16 protein-coding genes are annotated in these 14,791 nt (G+C 45.1%); 9 read left to right on the top strand and 7 right to left on the bottom strand.

Annotation, left to right across the window (positions count from 1 at the left end; genetic code table 11):
* Positions 1 to 31: 31 nt before the first annotated feature.
* The 3 genes from MTF70_RS18110 to argS all read right to left on the bottom strand — a co-directional run bounded on the left by MTF70_RS18110 (position 32) and on the right by argS (position 2,990).
* The gene (locus MTF70_RS18110) at positions 32 to 553 is read right to left on the bottom strand and encodes a YqhA family protein (RefSeq protein ID WP_005382193.1); all 522 of its coding nucleotides are present in this window, start codon (positions 551 to 553) and stop codon (positions 32 to 34) included.
* A 150-nt stretch (positions 554 to 703) separates the two neighbouring features.
* Positions 704 to 1,132: an HIT domain-containing protein gene (locus tag MTF70_RS18105; RefSeq protein ID WP_005382194.1), complete on the bottom strand. Its 429-nt coding sequence runs from the start codon at positions 1,130 to 1,132 to the stop codon at positions 704 to 706.
* A gap of 124 nt (positions 1,133 to 1,256) precedes the next feature.
* Positions 1,257 to 2,990: an arginine--tRNA ligase gene (argS, locus tag MTF70_RS18100; protein ID WP_248394199.1), complete on the bottom strand. Its 1,734-nt coding sequence runs from the start codon at positions 2,988 to 2,990 to the stop codon at positions 1,257 to 1,259.
* 220 nt (positions 2,991 to 3,210) lie between these two features.
* Between argS and MTF70_RS18095 the strand changes: the two genes are divergently transcribed.
* Positions 3,211 to 3,810 carry a VOC family protein gene (locus MTF70_RS18095; RefSeq protein WP_248394197.1) on the top strand — a complete coding sequence of 200 codons (600 nt, stop codon included), beginning with the start codon at positions 3,211 to 3,213 and terminating at the stop codon, positions 3,808 to 3,810.
* A gap of 74 nt (positions 3,811 to 3,884) precedes the next feature.
* Here the strand turns inward: MTF70_RS18095 and purU are convergent, their stop codons facing one another.
* Positions 3,885 to 4,718, bottom strand: a complete 834-nt coding sequence (gene purU, locus MTF70_RS18090) for a formyltetrahydrofolate deformylase (RefSeq protein WP_005382206.1) — start codon at positions 4,716 to 4,718, stop codon at positions 3,885 to 3,887.
* A 218-nt stretch (positions 4,719 to 4,936) separates the two neighbouring features.
* Between purU and MTF70_RS18085 the strand changes: the two genes are divergently transcribed.
* The 7 genes from MTF70_RS18085 (at position 4,937) to rnd (ending at position 12,429) form a co-directional block, all read left to right on the top strand.
* Complete coding sequence (locus MTF70_RS18085) at positions 4,937 to 6,877, top strand: ATP-dependent DNA helicase (RefSeq protein ID WP_005382210.1); 1,941 nt, start codon at positions 4,937 to 4,939, stop codon at positions 6,875 to 6,877.
* A 29-nt stretch (positions 6,878 to 6,906) separates the two neighbouring features.
* Complete coding sequence (tsaB, locus tag MTF70_RS18080) at positions 6,907 to 7,608, top strand: tRNA (adenosine(37)-N6)-threonylcarbamoyltransferase complex dimerization subunit type 1 TsaB (protein ID WP_017819943.1); 702 nt, start codon at positions 6,907 to 6,909, stop codon at positions 7,606 to 7,608.
* A gap of 60 nt (positions 7,609 to 7,668) precedes the next feature.
* Positions 7,669 to 7,974 carry a hypothetical protein gene (locus MTF70_RS18075; RefSeq protein ID WP_047102883.1) on the top strand — a complete coding sequence of 102 codons (306 nt, stop codon included), beginning with the start codon at positions 7,669 to 7,671 and terminating at the stop codon, positions 7,972 to 7,974.
* 41 nt (positions 7,975 to 8,015) lie between these two features.
* A complete protein-coding gene (locus MTF70_RS18070) occupies positions 8,016 to 8,573 on the top strand; it encodes a Slp family lipoprotein (RefSeq protein ID WP_205460858.1) in 558 nt (185 codons plus the stop codon).
* 6 nt (positions 8,574 to 8,579) lie between these two features.
* On the top strand, positions 8,580 to 9,434 hold the full coding sequence (locus MTF70_RS18065) for an alpha/beta hydrolase (RefSeq protein ID WP_005382215.1): 855 nt from the start codon (positions 8,580 to 8,582) through the stop codon (positions 9,432 to 9,434).
* Between the two features lie 106 nt (positions 9,435 to 9,540).
* Entirely contained in the window at positions 9,541 to 11,232 is a 1,692-nt protein-coding gene (gene fadD / locus MTF70_RS18060; RefSeq protein ID WP_005382216.1) for a long-chain-fatty-acid--CoA ligase FadD, read from the top strand.
* Positions 11,233 to 11,310: 78 nt separating this feature from the next.
* Positions 11,311 to 12,429 carry a ribonuclease D gene (gene rnd, locus MTF70_RS18055; protein WP_031777213.1) on the top strand — a complete coding sequence of 373 codons (1,119 nt, stop codon included), beginning with the start codon at positions 11,311 to 11,313 and terminating at the stop codon, positions 12,427 to 12,429.
* 77 nt (positions 12,430 to 12,506) lie between these two features.
* On the opposite strand, the gene minE is transcribed toward rnd, so the two are convergent.
* The 3 genes from minE to minC are packed head-to-tail and all read right to left on the bottom strand — an operon-like array spanning position 12,507 to position 14,265.
* Positions 12,507 to 12,770: a cell division topological specificity factor MinE gene (gene minE / locus MTF70_RS18050; protein WP_005388332.1), complete on the bottom strand. Its 264-nt coding sequence runs from the start codon at positions 12,768 to 12,770 to the stop codon at positions 12,507 to 12,509.
* A gap of 2 nt (positions 12,771 to 12,772) precedes the next feature.
* Positions 12,773 to 13,585, bottom strand: a complete 813-nt coding sequence (gene minD / locus MTF70_RS18045; protein WP_005388331.1) for a septum site-determining protein MinD — start codon at positions 13,583 to 13,585, stop codon at positions 12,773 to 12,775.
* Between the two features lie 17 nt (positions 13,586 to 13,602).
* Positions 13,603 to 14,265, bottom strand: a complete 663-nt coding sequence (gene minC, locus MTF70_RS18040; protein ID WP_005382304.1) for a septum site-determining protein MinC — start codon at positions 14,263 to 14,265, stop codon at positions 13,603 to 13,605.
* A 197-nt stretch (positions 14,266 to 14,462) separates the two neighbouring features.
* Here minC and MTF70_RS18035 point away from each other — a divergent pair, with 197 nt between their 5' ends.
* Positions 14,463 to 14,744, top strand: a complete 282-nt coding sequence (locus tag MTF70_RS18035) for a YcgL domain-containing protein (protein ID WP_005382303.1) — start codon at positions 14,463 to 14,465, stop codon at positions 14,742 to 14,744.
* Positions 14,745 to 14,791: the final 47 nt, after the last annotated feature.

Genomic DNA, 14,791 nt, shown 5'->3' with positions numbered 1-14,791 from the left:
TTGCTGGTTATTGTTTGTGAATACAGCGAAATTAATGTTCTTCAGAGTGTTTAGTCGCGCCTAACTCTAGGAACTTTAAACCAAGACTTAAAACTAAAATCGAAATAGGTAATGTTAAGATCGTCCAATCTAAGCTGTCGAAGTTAATCAGCACGAGCTCTAAGAACTTCACAAACAAGATCACGATGATGACTTCAGCCAAAATGTTTTTTAGATGGCCGATGTTTGGGGTTCTGATCCAATGCAAAACCGACTGCTCTTGTGTTTTCGCTTTAGCTTTGTTGGAAATAAATAGTGTGTAGATGCCGTGAGCAAAGATGAACAAAACTAGTGCGACAAGAAACGTATCCAGTGACTTGATCAAATAAGCGATCGCGATGTCTGCTTTATCTAAATGTGCGAGTGCTTCTGGAGGTGTTTGATTGAGAATGAAGACCGCAAATGCCGAATAGGTTTTTGCTGCACCCATAAGAAAAAGCAAGAATGAAGCAGCCATAGAACAGATAATGGCGATCCAGCTGACGTATCGGAATGTGTTGAAGACTTGTTTCATGATGACCCTCTCTAACTGAGCTGGTAGTCTAAACAAGTTTTATTTTAGTGATAATCCCAGAAAAATGAGAAAGATTGTTACAAATACGTATTAATCTTTCTCTGTCTATTTCAGCCGTATTCAAAGGCGAATTATTTTCGCTAGCAGTGCTTATGCTTTTTGGAAAATAGAACTCAGTGACAGCACATTTTTAATGCGACCAAGCAATTCGTTTTGCTCTTCTTCTGTACGGAATTCACCTTTGGTGTTACCCCAAACCGGTCCCGGCCATGCTACGTCATCTTTGAAGCGAGCAATATGGTGAATGTGCAGCTGTGGCACCATATTACCTAGCGCACCAAGGTTTAGCTTGTCTGGACGGAATGTTGCTTCCAGTGCTTGGCTTACCGCTTGAGACTCTAGCAAAAACTGTTGCTGTTCTTGCATTGGCAAGTGGTGAAGCTCTTTTAGGTTTGCACGTTTAGGGACCAAGATAACCCATGGCACGGCGTTATCTTTATGCAGAAGCGCCACACACAGTGGGAAGTGGCCGATAACGGTGGTGTCTTTTGCCAGTTGAGGGTGCAGTTCAAAACTCATTATGTTGTCCGATTTGAATTGAATGACATCAGTATACGCCAGATAAAACAAAAGGTTGACGCTTTCACGTCAACCTTTGTCATCATTTAGCTTGTGCTACTTAAGCTACCTACGTAAAAGCGGATTACATACGCTCTAGAGTATCAATACCTAGTAGAGACAGACCTTGCTTGATGGTCTTCGCTGTTAGCGCTGCTAGTTTCAGGCGGCTTTGTTTCACTGCTTCGTCTTCAGCAACTAGGATAGGGCATGCTTCGTAGAAGCTAGAGAACTGACCTGCTAGTTCGAATAGGTAGCTACACATGATGTGTGGTTGGCCTTCGCGAGCGACAGATTGAACCGCTTCTTCGAACTGCATAAGTTTAGCAATAAGTGCTTTCTCTTTCTCATCAGTGATTTTGATGTCACCTTGGAGAGCGTCCATAGCAACACCAGCTTTAGCGAAAATAGAAGCTACGCGAGTGTATGCATATTGCATGTATGGTGCTGTGTTACCTTCAAACGCTAACATGTTGTCCCAATCGAACACGTAGTCAGTCGTACGGTGTTTAGATAAGTCAGAGTATTTAACCGCTGCCATTGCAACTGTTTTAGAGATCTTCTCTTTTTCTTCCGCATCTAGTTCAGGGTTTTTAGATTCGATCAGCTGTGCTGCACGAACTTCTGCTTCATCAAGAAGATCAGCAAGACGAACCGTACCGCCTGCACGAGTCTTGAATGGCTTACCATCTTTACCTAGCATCATACCGAACGCGTGGTGTTCAAGAGATACTGACTCTGGTACGTAACCCGCTTTACGAACGATAGTCCAAGCTTGCATTAGGTGTTGGTGCTGACGAGAGTCGATGAAGTAAAGTACGCGGTCCGCGCCTAGTTCTTCGTAACGGTATTTCGCACATGCGATGTCCGTTGTTGTGTATAGGAAGCCGCCGTCGCGTTTCTGAACGATAACGCCCATCGCTTCGCCGTCTTTGTTCTTGAATTCTTCAAGGAACACAACTTGCGCGCCGTCATCTTCAACCGCAAGACCTTGTGCTTTAAGGTCTGCTACGATCTTAGGTAGCATGTCGTTGTACATGCTCTCGCCCATTACGTCATCACGAGATAGAGATACGTTTAGACGATCGTAGTTACGTTGGTTTTGGATCATGGTTACGTCAACCAGCTTCTTCCACATTTCTGCGCAGAACTCGTCGCCGCTTTGCAGTTTCACAACGTAGTTACGTGCTTTCACTGCGAATTCTTCGTCTTCGTCGTACAGTTTCTTAGACTCACGGTAGAAGCCTTCAAGGTCAGCCAGTTCCATAGAAACTTCGCCAGACTCTTGTTGTACACGCTCAAGGTTTGCGATAAGCATACCGAACTGAGTACCCCAGTCACCGATGTGGTTCGCACGGATCACTTTGTGACCTAGGAACTCAAGAGTACGTACTACTGCATCACCGATGATGGTTGAACGTAGGTGACCAACGTGCATTTCTTTAGCAACGTTTGGTGCAGAGTAGTCAGCAACGATAGTTTGAGCTTCGTCTGCCGCAACGCCAAGACGTGAGTCAGCCAATGCTGCTTCCGCTTGTTTTGCTAGGAACTCTTCGCTTAGGAAAATGTTGATGAAACCAGGACCTGCGATTTCTGTCTTGCTCGCAATACCGTCTAGGTCTAGAACATCCAGTACTTTCTGTGCAAATTCTCGTGGGTTAGTACCCAGTTTTTTAGCAACGCCCATTACGCCGTTTGCTTGGTAGTCACCAAATTGTGGCTTTGCTGATTGGCGTACTGCCGCAGGACTACCTGCAGGTGCGCCAGCGGCTTCTAGAGCCTGAGATACTTTGTCATTAATAAGTGCTTGGATATTCACACGCGTTTCCTTCAATTCAAGGACGAAGAACTCGGCGAAGTAAGTGCCGAGTTCTGTTGGAGTTCACAAAAATGGGGCTAATGATAACAACTTTATTGCTTTTCATACAGAGAGGAATTGGGGAAATTTATACTTTTTCGATTGAATGGAAATGTGGCTTAGTTTGCGTTTACTATTGCGCTCAGAGTAATGAGATAAATCGCCCCATAAGAGAGCCACAATGACGACTCAACTAGTTGAAAAACGCCTAGCGCCTGAATTGATGATCCAAGATCTGGATGCATTTATGGCTAAGATTGAAGAGCTTGCATTCCTGTTAAAACTGGATCTGAGCTTTGCTCAAGCTGATCATATTGCGCTGCGTATTAATGATACTGAAACAGCGAAAGCTGCGCATGAAGCATGGAATCAATACGGTAAGGTGATTTCACAAGCGAAAATCAACGGTCGCCCGATTATTGTTATTGAATTCGACAAAGCGTTAGAAAGCCGTGGCTGGAAGATAGAGTGTCTGGAGCTGCCATACCCTGCGGAAGGCAAAATCTACCCAAGCGAAAGTTGGGAGCATGTGGAGTTCGTGATTCCATCTCATGCCGATACTGCAGATGAGTTTCTTGCTGATTTGAAACACACTTACCCAGCGTTTGGCGCGCGTTTTGACGAGTTGGAAGATCTAGGTGTGAAGATCAAACTATCGAGTCCGAAAGGGGAAGGCGAACGCTTGAACAACCCAACCGTGGCGTTTAAGTATCAAGGCATTTGTATCAAGCTGCACCCACATTCACTTAAGCGTATTGTGGAGTCTGAGCAGGCTGAATAAGTAAGATCTTAACAACTAGAAAGAAGAAAGGGTTGCCAAATGAGCAACCCTTTCTTTTTTCAAATGCGATGAACTTAAAGAATAACCGTCTTGTTGCCGTAGACAAAGACATGGTCATTGATCACTTTATTCAGAGCCTTGCTCAATACGTTCTTCTCTACATCGCGACCTGCTTGCGCCATATCTTGGGCATTGAATGTATGGTCGACAGGAATTACGTCTTGCTTGATGATCGGCCCTTCATCTAAATCATTAGTCACGAAGTGTGCTGTTGCACCGATGATTTTCACACCGCGATCGTAAGCTTGTTGATATGGCTTCGCGCCAATAAAAGCAGGTAAGAAGCTGTGATGAATATTAATGATTTTGTGGTGGTATTTCTCAACAAACGTCGGCGTCAATACGCGCATGTATTTAGCTAGCACCAAAAAGTCAGCATCGTATTGATCGATCACTTCTAGCATCTTCTGCTCGTGTTCTTCACGGCTAAGGTTTTCATGGGTCACGTGGTGGTAAGGAATGTCGAAGCGCTCAGTGAGAGTTTGCAGTTTGTCGTAATTCCCCACCACAGCGGCGATCTCAACATCTAGGCTTCCATCGTAGGTTTTCATCAGAATATCGCCTAAACAATGCGCTTCTTTTGTGACGAGAATGACGATGCGCTTACGGCGAGAGCCAACCAATTTACGCTTAGCACCTTGCGGGAGAGCTTGGTCCAAGTCGGCAAGAAACGTTTGATCGTTGAAGTATCCCTCTAGCTCCGTTCTCATGAAAAAGTGGCCACTGGTATTATCAACAAATTCGTTATTGTGAACGATGTTGAGTTGGTGCTTGTAACAGATATTAGTAATTTTCGAGATGAGACCCGGGGCGTCAGAACAGTGGGTCAACAGTGTTTTCTTTTCCATAAATCAGGTACTTCCATGCATTAATATTTTAGCGTACGAATTTGTTATTATTCCCTGGCGGGTGTAACTGTACTGCCATGTTTCACCATAAATAATCTATTCTTACGTTGGTTTCAACAAAATATCCGCGTGTCGCCGCAAGCTGGTCAGATTGTGGGCTGATGTCACTCCTATTCCTCTGATATACTCTCGATAATTTTTCAAACTCAATACCAAGCATGATCGCAAAAACTTTTTCCTCTGATGGCGCGTTAGGTAAGGCCATTCCTGGCTTTCAAGCTCGTCAGCCACAAATCGATATGGCGGAAGCCGTCAGCAGTGCGATCAAAGATCAAACCCAGTTGGTGGTGGAGGCAGGAACCGGTACCGGTAAGACCTTCGCCTACCTAGTCCCTGCGCTGTTGAGCGGTAAAAAAGTGATTATCAGTACAGGCTCGAAAAACTTGCAAGAGCAGTTGTACCATCGGGACTTACCGCTCATGGTCAATGCGCTTGGTTTTTATGGTCAAGTGGCGTTATTAAAAGGGCGTTCTAATTATCTGTGTTTGGATCGTTTGAGCCGCCAAATGGTCGAAAGCCACACTAATGAATCTGACCCGACGTTATTAACTCAACTGGTTAAAGTGCGTGCTTGGTCATCAGAAACCAAAACAGGTGACCTTGGGGATTGTGATGATCTGCCAGAAGACAGCATGATCATTCCGACCATCACCTCAACCAATGATAACTGTTTAGGTAAAGAATGTCCGAGCTACACTGATTGCTTTGTATTGAAAGCGCGTAAGCGAGCCATGGATTCCGACATTGTTGTAGTGAACCATCACTTGTTTCTTGCTGATTTAGCGATTAAAGAAACAGGATTTGGTGAACTGATTCCAGAAGCCGATGTGTTTATTTTTGATGAAGCTCATCAGTTGCCAGATATTGCGAGCGAATATTTCGGCCAGTCAGTTTCAAGCCGCCAAATTCACGATCTTGCCAAAGACATTGAAATAGCCTACCGCACCGAAGCCAAAGATATGCGTCAATTGCAAAAAGTGGGCGACAAACTCATGCAAAGCGCAATGGACATGCGGATTGTATTGGGTGAGCCAGGCTTTCGTGGCAACTGGCGTGAGGCGTTGCAATCAGGTTCTATTAAGCGAGAATTATTGCGCTTAACTGACAGCCTCGAATTGGCGATTGATGTACTCAAAATAGCTTTAGGGCGCAGTCAATTACTGGATACCGCTTTTGAACGAGCCAATTTGATCAAAGGCCGCATCGACCGCGTCTGTGATGTCGATATTACCGGTTACTCATACTGGTACGATACCTCGCCTCGTCATTTCGCTCTGCACATTACGCCTCTTTCTGTCGCGGACAAGTTCCATGAGCAAATAGAGATTAAACAAGGCGCGTGGATTTTCACGTCAGCAACCCTAGCCGTATCGGGCGACTTCAAGCACTTTACTGAGCGCCTTGGCCTCAAGCCTACAAAGCAATTTTCTCTGCCGTCCCCCTTTGATTATCAAAAACAAGCGCGCCTTTGTGTGCCAAGGTATTTGCCAGAGCCAAACAGTAACGGCTTAGCGGATAAGTTAGTCCGAATGCTTGCTCCGGTGATTGAAGAAAATGATGGTCGCTGCTTCTTTTTATGTACCTCGCACAGCATGATGCGTGAACTAGGTGAGAAGTTCCGAGAAGTACTTGAGCTGCCTGTGTTAATGCAAGGGGAGATGAGTAAGCAGAAAACCTTGGCGGAGTTTATGGAACTGGGTAACGCTTTACTCGTGGCGACGGGCGCTTTCTGGGAAGGGATTGATGTTAGAGGTGATGCGCTGAGCTGTGTTATTATCGACAAATTACCGTTTACCGCCCCTGACGATCCGTTACTCAAAGCCCGTATCGAGGATTGTCGATTACGTGGCGGTGAACCATTTGCTGAAGTACAAATCCCGGATGCAGTGATTACGTTAAAGCAGGGAGTCGGGCGATTAATTCGAGATCAGAAGGATCACGGTGCGTTGATCATTTGTGATAATCGCCTCGTCACGCGAGACTATGGTGGTATTTTCCTCGGAAGTCTACCACCTATCCCAAGGACGCGAGACTTAGATGGAATCAAAGCATTCCTGAAAGCAGAACAATCTGTCACAGACGCAAGTGCTGAGGCATAACCCAATAAATGAGAGTTGTAGAGAGTTAAATGAGCGCAAAAATTCTTGCTATCGATACAGCGACTGAAAACTGTTCAGTTGCGTTGTTGGCTAATGATCAAGTGATTTCACGTAGCGCGGTTGCACCACGCGATCACACCAAAAAAGTACTGCCAATGGTTGATGAAGTACTCAAAGAAGCTGGCCTGACTCTACAAGAGCTGGATGCGTTAGCGTTTGGACGTGGTCCAGGTAGCTTTACTGGCGTTCGTATCGGTATTGGTATCGCACAAGGTTTGGCGTTCGGTGCTGACTTACCTATGATCGGCGTTTCAACGCTGGCTGCAATGGCTCAAGGTAGCTATCGCTTACATGGTGTGACCGATGTCGCTGTGGCTATTGACGCACGTATGGGTGAAGTTTACTGGGCACGTTACACTCGCCAAGCAAACGGTGAGTGGGCAGAGATGGATGCAGAGTGCGTAATTCCACCAGCACGTCTCGTTGAAGAAGCACAAGCAGACGACAAAACGTGGACGACAGCAGGTACTGGTTGGGATGCTTACCAAGAAGTATTAGCAGACCTACCGTTTAATTTGACGCATAGTGACGTTCTGTACCCTGATTCACAAGACATCGTGATTCTTGCTGAACAAGAATTTAAAAAGGGTAATACCGTGCCGGTCGAAGATTCGAGCCCTGTTTATTTACGTGATAATGTGACATGGAAAAAACTTCCTGGTCGCGAATAGTCCGTTTTTCATTAACCTGACAAAAAGCAGGGCGTTTGCCCTGTATTTTTATGGAGTGCTATGGCGTCGATTAATGGCTTGCCTCCTTCTTTGATTCCCGGTGCAAATCGCACTAATAAAGCCAGTCAAAAGAAGCAGGTAAATAAATCACAAACAAAGCAGCCTGTAGGTCAGCCTTCAAAGGTTGCTAACGCCGTGGCGCACTCCATAAAACACGTGGATGAGTCCCAAATTCACCGAGCTCAAGTGCAATATGACCTTCCTGAAGGGGGCGCACGTAAAGCAATGGAGCAGTACATGGATGTCATGAATCGAGCTAAAAAAGAGGAACTGGCTCAATTACTTGGTGTCGATATTTACGTGTGAGATCTCCCCAGCTTGGGGTTACTAATATTGAAAGGTGGTTTATGAAGGTTTTTGGACGGTTTTTTCTCGCATTATTTGCTACGGTTGGTTTGTCTGCGTGTAGCTCGTTGCCAGAGGAGCTAACTGCAAGCACAGAATTGGTCGTTACAGACTATAAAGCTTTTGCTGAGTCTCAGGGGCAAGTGAGTGAAGATGTTCGCCTTGGTGGAATCATCGCTAAAGTGGATAACTTTAAAGATAAAACGCGTCTAGAGATTGTAAACCTTCCAATCAGTAAGTCTGGTAAACCTGATATTGATGAAGAGCCTACGGGGCGTTTTGTCGCCTATTTTGATGGCTATTTAGAGCCTGTCGCCTTTAGTGAAGGCCGTTTGGTGACGGTTGTAGGCAAAGGAACAGGGGAAGAAGAAGGAAAGATCGGTGAGCACGGTTACATCTTCCCGGTAATTAAGGGGGAAGGGTACCGTTTATGGAAAATTGAAGAACGTGTACGCATGTATGACTCGCCAACCTACTTTTACCCATGTTACTCGATTAACTGCCGCATGTGGCGTAACGATTTCCCACAAGACGGTAAAGTGATAAAACAGGTCAAATAATCTGCGATGCATGAGCGTCAATTCGAGCTTCCTGCCGGCAAAATGGCAGCCCTTGAGATAGGGAACGAGAAAACGGCTGACTTGTCAGTCGTTTTTCTTCATGGGTGGTTAGATAATGCGGGCAGCTTTAAAGCGCTCATGGAGCAGTTGAATCAACTTAATCCTCACTTACACCTCCTCGCCATCGATCATTTTGGTCACGGTTTATCGAGTCATAAATCTCACGATAATTATTACCCCTTTCACGACTATATTGCCGATTTGTATCAGTTTTTGGACGAATTATCACCAAACAGACTGATATTAGTAGGGCATTCACTTGGTGCTTTAATCGCAAGTTGCTATAGTGCAGCGTTTCCAGAGCAGGTCGAAGCTCTTGTGCAAATTGAGGGAGCAGGACCTCTTCATGAGGATCCTACTAACAGTTTGCCTCGTCTTCGCGATGGCGTTTTAAGTCGAATAAGACAGCAAAACAAGCCAGAGCGAGCCATTGCCTCCTTCGATCTGGCGTTAAAATTACGCATGCAAGCCAACCAATTAACCGCTGAGCAGCTTCTACCGATAGTCGAGCGTGGAACAGAGCAGCGAGGAGATAAATGGTATTGGCGGCATGACGCCAAGTTAAAATGTGCGTCGCTTTACCGAATGGCGCAAGCGCATGCTAACTCGATTACCAGCCAAATACGTTGTCCTCATTTGATTGTATTAGGCGATCAAGGATTTCAGAATTTACCATCTAACCAAGCTGATTGGGGAGAGAACCCACCGCAAGTGGTGTCTGTCAAGGGTGGTCATCACTGTCATTTAGAGCAAATACTCGAGGTCGCAACGCGAATTCTTGGTGTAGTTAACAAAATTTAAACAAGTGTTTGAGAGTTGCGTGCTCAAGCACGTTCGCTGTGCTGTAATAGCTTTCAAAATAAAAAGGACGCTATTTTTTAGCCAGTTATAAACGAGGAGTAACATCGTGGATAAACCATGGCTTTCACGTTATCCAAGTGACGTACCTGAAACCATTAATCCAGAGCAATATGAGTCTTTGGTAGAAATGTTTGAACAGTCTGTACAAAAATATGCAGACCAACCAGCATTCATGAACATGGGCTCGGTTATGACCTTCCGTAAATTGGAAGAGCGTAGTCGCGCATTCGCAGCGTATCTGCAAAACGAGTTAAAACTGCAAAAGGGTGACCGCGTCGCTCTGATGATGCCAAACCTACTGCAATACCCAGTGGCGTTGTTTGGTATTTTGCGTGCAGGTTGTATCGCCGTAAACGTTAACCCACTTTACACTCCTCGTGAACTTGAACACCAATTGAATGACTCAGGTGCGACGACGATTGTGATTGTGTCTAACTTTGCGAACACGCTAGAACAAATCGTCGATAAAACACCAGTCAAACACGTAGTGTTAACCAGTCTTGGTCAAATGCTGCCACGAGCGAAAGGTACGATTGTCGATTTTGTCGTGAAGTACGTTAAGGGCATGGTGCCTAAGTACGATTTACCTGGTGCAATCTCAATGCGTCAGGCTCTACGTAAAGGTCGTCGTCTACAATACGTTAAACCGTTTATGTCTGGGGATGACATTGCATTCCTGCAATATACGGGGGGGACGACAGGTGTCGCGAAAGGCGCGATTCTGACTCACCGCAACATGATTGCGAACGTTCTACAGGCAAAAGGCGCGTACGGACCGGTTTTATCTCCGGGGCGTGAATTAGTCGTGACAGCATTACCGCTGTATCACGTATTTGCTCTTACCGTAAACTGTCTGCTGTTTGTTGAAATGGGTGGTCGTAACTTACTTATTACCAACCCTAGAGATATTCCAGGGTTCGTGAAAGAGCTACAAAAGCATCCGTTTACTGCGATTACGGGCGTGAATACCTTATTTAATGCATTGGTCAATAATGAAGATTTCCACGAGTTGGATTTCAGTAATCTACGTTTAGCCGTTGGCGGCGGCATGGCAGTGCAGCGCTCAGTGGCAGAAAGATGGCAAAAGACCACGGGTTGCTATTTGCTCGAAGGTTACGGTCTAACAGAGTGTTCTCCGTTGGTGGCGGCATATCCGCATGATCTTGTTGAATACAATGGCTCTATTGGTCTGCCGGTACCATCAACAGAAGTTCGTATCGTGGACGAAGAAGGTAACGCTCTTGCGAATACTGAAACTGGCGAACTTCAAGTTCGTGGTCCTCAGGTTATGCAAGGTTACTGGCAACGACCTGAAGCAACGAAAGATACGATTAACGAAGACGGCTGGCTATCAACCGGCGACATCGTTAAGTTCGATGACGAAGGCTTCCTGCATATCGTTGACCGTAAGAAAGACATGATCTTAGTATCAGGCTTTAATGTTTACCCGAACGAAATCGAAGACGTTGTAGCACTTCACGGCAAAGTACTTGAAGTTGCTGCTATTGGTCAGCCGCATGAAGTGTCTGGTGAATTAGTGAAGATTTATGTCGTGAAACGCGATCCGAGCTTGACCAAAGACGAAGTGATCGCGCATTGTCGAGAACACTTAACTGGCTACAAAGTTCCGAAGTTGGTTGAGTTCCGCGAAGACTTACCTAAAACCAATGTCGGTAAGATCTTGCGTCGTGTTTTACGCGAAGAGAATGACGCTGAACTTGCGAAGAAAAGCGCATAAGCCGATTTCGTCGAGTCGAGAGATTTAAAAAATGATAGAATGCCAGCGTTTTGCTGGCATTTTTATAGCGAGAAGTATGTGAACTATCAAATTATTACTAAAAACAAAGACCTAGAAGAGGTTTGCACTCATGCCCGAGAGGCAGACGTAGTGATGCTGGATACCGAATTCGTTCGTATTCGCACTTTCTACCCGCAGTTAGGTCTGATTCAGCTTTTCGATGGTAATCGCCTCTCGCTGATTGATCCGACTGAATTAACGGATATGACGCCGTTTGTAGCGCTATTAAAAGATACTTCTGTGCTAAAAGTGCTGCACGCATGTGGTGAAGATTTAGAAGTTTTCCAAAACGCTTTTGGTTGTACACCATTCCCTATGGTGGATACGCAGCTGATGGCCGCTTTTCTCGGTCACGGCCTATCGACAGGCTTCGCATCGCTGGTGGAAGAATATTTAGGCGTAGAGCTCGACAAAAGTGAATCACGTACCGACTGGATGGCTCGTCCACTGACACAAAAGCAATTAGATTATGCTGCCGCAGATGTTCATTACTTGTTACCGTTATACGAAAAGCTGTTCGATAAGGTGACGCAAGCAGGTTGGTGGGAAGCTGTACAGCAAGAAAGTGATTTACTCGTTTCGAAACGTATTCGCGTAACCAATGAAGAGAATGCCTACCTTGATATTAAGGGCGCTTGGCAATTAAAACCTTCTGAGCTGGCGATTTTAAAGCCATTGGCGACGTGGCGTTATCGTGAAGCAATCAAACGAGATTTAGCGCTGAACTTTATCTTCAAAGAAGGTGATCTATTAACGGTCGCTCGTCTTGGTTTAACGAACTTTAAGAAGATGGAAGCAGAAGATATTGATATCCGAGCGATTAACCGCCATGGCGCGAAGATTGCCGCGATTGTTAAACAAGCGAAGCAAACACCTTCTGAAGAGTATCCTGCGAAAATTGAGCGTTTAATGGACTATCCGGGTTACAAGCAGGTCTTCAAAAATATGAAAGACTTGGTGAAATCGGCTTCGCAGAAGTCAGGTTTAGCCACGGAGTTCCTTGCCTCTAAAAAGCAGATCAATCAGTTGATCAGTTGGGTTTGGAAAAAAGATCGTGACCCAGAAGTATTGCCTGATTTGATGCAAGGGTGGCGTTTGGATTTACTCGGCGACAAGATGAACAAAGCATTAAAGTAATGAAAGATGAAAAAGGTTGGCCTCGATGCCAACCTTTTTCGTTCTAATTAGAGCATTCGTCTTGCGAGAGAAACTGATTACTTTTCTTCGTCTGGTAGCTTCACATTCAGCTCAAGAACTGAGATATCGTCGTCTTTGTGCTCAAATGTTAAGTCAACCATATTTGGATCAATTGCCACGTACTTGCTGATCACCTTCAAGATGTCTTCTTTTAATTGAGGCAAGTAAGACGGCGCAGGATCATTTTGGCTGCGGCGCTCTGCGACAATGATTTGCAAACGCTCTTTAGCTAGATTCGCAGAAGTTTTCTTCTGTGGACGGAAAAATTCTAATAATGACATGTCTAGCCTCCAAAGAGTCGTTTAAAGAGTCCTTTCTTCTCCTCAGTAAGGAAACGAAATTCAACCTGATTGCCTAATAAGCGATCAACGGTGTCAGAATAAGCCATACCCGCATCGGTGTTATCGTCAAAAGTGACTGGCACACCTTTGTTTGACGCGTTAAGCACGGCTTGGCTTTCTGGAATCACGCCCAGTAGTGGAATATGTAAGATCTCCTCTACGTCTTCAACGCTTAGCATTTCGCCTTGAGTGACGCGAGATGGGTTGTAGCGAGTCAGTAACAGATGCTGTTTTACTGGCTCTAGCCCTTGTTCTGCACGCAGCGACTTAGAATCTAAAATACCGAGAATGCGGTCAGAGTCACGTACAGAAGAGACTTCTGGGTTCGTTGTGACAATGGCTTCATCGGCATAGTACAAGGCCATTAACGCGCCTTGCTCGATACCTGCTGGTGAATCACAAATAATAAAATCAAAGCCCATTTCATCAAGTTCACCGAATACGCGCTGAACACCATCTTTTGTCAGTGCGTCTTTATCACGAGTTTGAGAAGCAGGAAGAATAAATAGGTTGTCCGTGCGCTTATCTTTGATCAGCGCTTGGTTTAATGTCGCTTCGCCGTTAATGACGTTTACAAAGTCATACACGACGCGGCGCTCACAGCCCATGATTAGATCGAGGTTACGCAAACCGATGTCAAAATCGATCACCGCTGTCTTTTTTCCCTTAAGAGCTAGACCAGAGGCGATGGCTGCGCTTGAAGTGGTTTTACCAACGCCACCTTTACCAGACGTTACTACAATAATGCGTGCCATTTTTTTTCCTTTTTAGATTAAATCGCGAGAACTTCTAAATGTAATGATTCATCGGCTTTACTGATCATTACTTTCTTTTGCCAGTACTCGCTTTCAATTTGATCGCTTAACCAGTAGTCACCCGCAATGGATACCAGTTCTGCTTGTAAATCGTGGCAAATAATACGCGCTTCCTGCTGACCACTTGCTCCTGCAATCGCACGACCTCGAAGTGTGCCATGGATATGAATAGAGCCGTCAGCAATGACTTCAGCACCTGCACTTACGTGCGCTAGCACCACCAAATCACCATCTTTTGCGTAGATCTGTTGTCCTGAGCGGACAGGCGTACGAACTACTTTCGTTGGTGCCATTTTGGCAGGTGCTTGGCTTGGCGATTTGCTCGCCGACATAATGGCGAAGCCAGCTTCGGAAGCAAGGTTTTGTACACGCTTGTCTTTACAGCCCGTTACACCGACCGGAATAAAACCGGCATCTGAGATGCCTTGTTTAAGCTTAGGGAAATCAATGTCGCCTTGTACTTTTGCTATATTGATTACCAAAGGCGCGGATGCAAAAAAAGAAGGTGCTTGAGAAACTTTTTCTTGCAAAAATTCGACAGTCTTTGCGATCTCATTGTCAGAAAGGTGTAAAACTGACAATGTAAAACTGCTACCTTTAAGGTCTGGTGAATGGGTCATCGTGGACTTCTTGCCTTTATTGAAAGAGCGTTGCCTTAAACTAGGTATGTCATGTTATATTTCATCCTTTGACGCAGCAAGTTCTCTCGTGGGCAAATAGGTGAATTAATCTCAAATTTGCTATTAAGTTTGCGAGAATTTGACGTTTTCAACCTAATCCGCACTCAACGCGGCTAAATCAGCATAAAAGGCGTGTCATGCTTTGTTCTATTTATAAAAGCTCGAAAAAAGAAGGTACTTATCTCTATATTCCGAAAAAGGATGATTTTTCACAGGTTCCTGACACCTTAATGCAGATGTTCGGTAAGCCTATCGCTGTCATGACGATTAAACTTGATGGCCGTAAATTGGCACAAGTTGATATCGAAAAAGTGAAGGCTTCATTACAAAATGATGGCTTCTTTCTTCAGGTTCCACCGCCGCCGGAGAACCTATTAGAAAAGTACAAAGAACAAAAAGCCCAGCAGAAAGGCGAATAACATCATCGTTTTTCATCTGGGATTTCTGCCTTGCTCAAGGAGGGCAA

Source organism: Vibrio sp. 2CM40D, assembly GCF_023161825.1.
Taxonomy (GTDB): Bacteria; Pseudomonadota; Gammaproteobacteria; order Enterobacterales; family Vibrionaceae; genus Vibrio; species Vibrio alginolyticus.
This window is presented reverse-complemented; position numbering and strand designations above follow the sequence as displayed.

Bases quoted from the DNA above. Each gene is read 5' to 3' on its own strand.
- MTF70_RS18110 (WP_005382193.1), bottom strand. From the start codon at position 553: ATGAAACAAGTCTTCAACACATTCCGATACGTCAGCTGGATCGCCATT.
- MTF70_RS18105 (WP_005382194.1), bottom strand. From the start codon at position 1,132: ATGAGTTTTGAACTGCACCCTCAACTGGCAAAAGACACCACCGTTATC.
- MTF70_RS18095 (WP_248394197.1), top strand. From the start codon at position 3,211: ATGACGACTCAACTAGTTGAAAAACGCCTAGCGCCTGAATTGATGATC.
- purU (WP_005382206.1), bottom strand. From the start codon at position 4,718: ATGGAAAAGAAAACACTGTTGACCCACTGTTCTGACGCCCCGGGTCTC.
- MTF70_RS18085 (WP_005382210.1), top strand. From the start codon at position 4,937: ATGATCGCAAAAACTTTTTCCTCTGATGGCGCGTTAGGTAAGGCCATT.
- tsaB (WP_017819943.1), top strand. From the start codon at position 6,907: ATGAGCGCAAAAATTCTTGCTATCGATACAGCGACTGAAAACTGTTCA.
- MTF70_RS18075 (WP_047102883.1), top strand. From the start codon at position 7,669: ATGGCGTCGATTAATGGCTTGCCTCCTTCTTTGATTCCCGGTGCAAAT.
- MTF70_RS18070 (WP_205460858.1), top strand. From the start codon at position 8,016: ATGAAGGTTTTTGGACGGTTTTTTCTCGCATTATTTGCTACGGTTGGT.
- MTF70_RS18065 (WP_005382215.1), top strand. From the start codon at position 8,580: ATGCATGAGCGTCAATTCGAGCTTCCTGCCGGCAAAATGGCAGCCCTT.
- minE (WP_005388332.1), bottom strand. From the start codon at position 12,770: ATGTCATTATTAGAATTTTTCCGTCCACAGAAGAAAACTTCTGCGAAT.
- minD (WP_005388331.1), bottom strand. From the start codon at position 13,585: ATGGCACGCATTATTGTAGTAACGTCTGGTAAAGGTGGCGTTGGTAAA.
- minC (WP_005382304.1), bottom strand. From the start codon at position 14,265: ATGACCCATTCACCAGACCTTAAAGGTAGCAGTTTTACATTGTCAGTT.
- MTF70_RS18035 (WP_005382303.1), top strand. From the start codon at position 14,463: ATGCTTTGTTCTATTTATAAAAGCTCGAAAAAAGAAGGTACTTATCTC.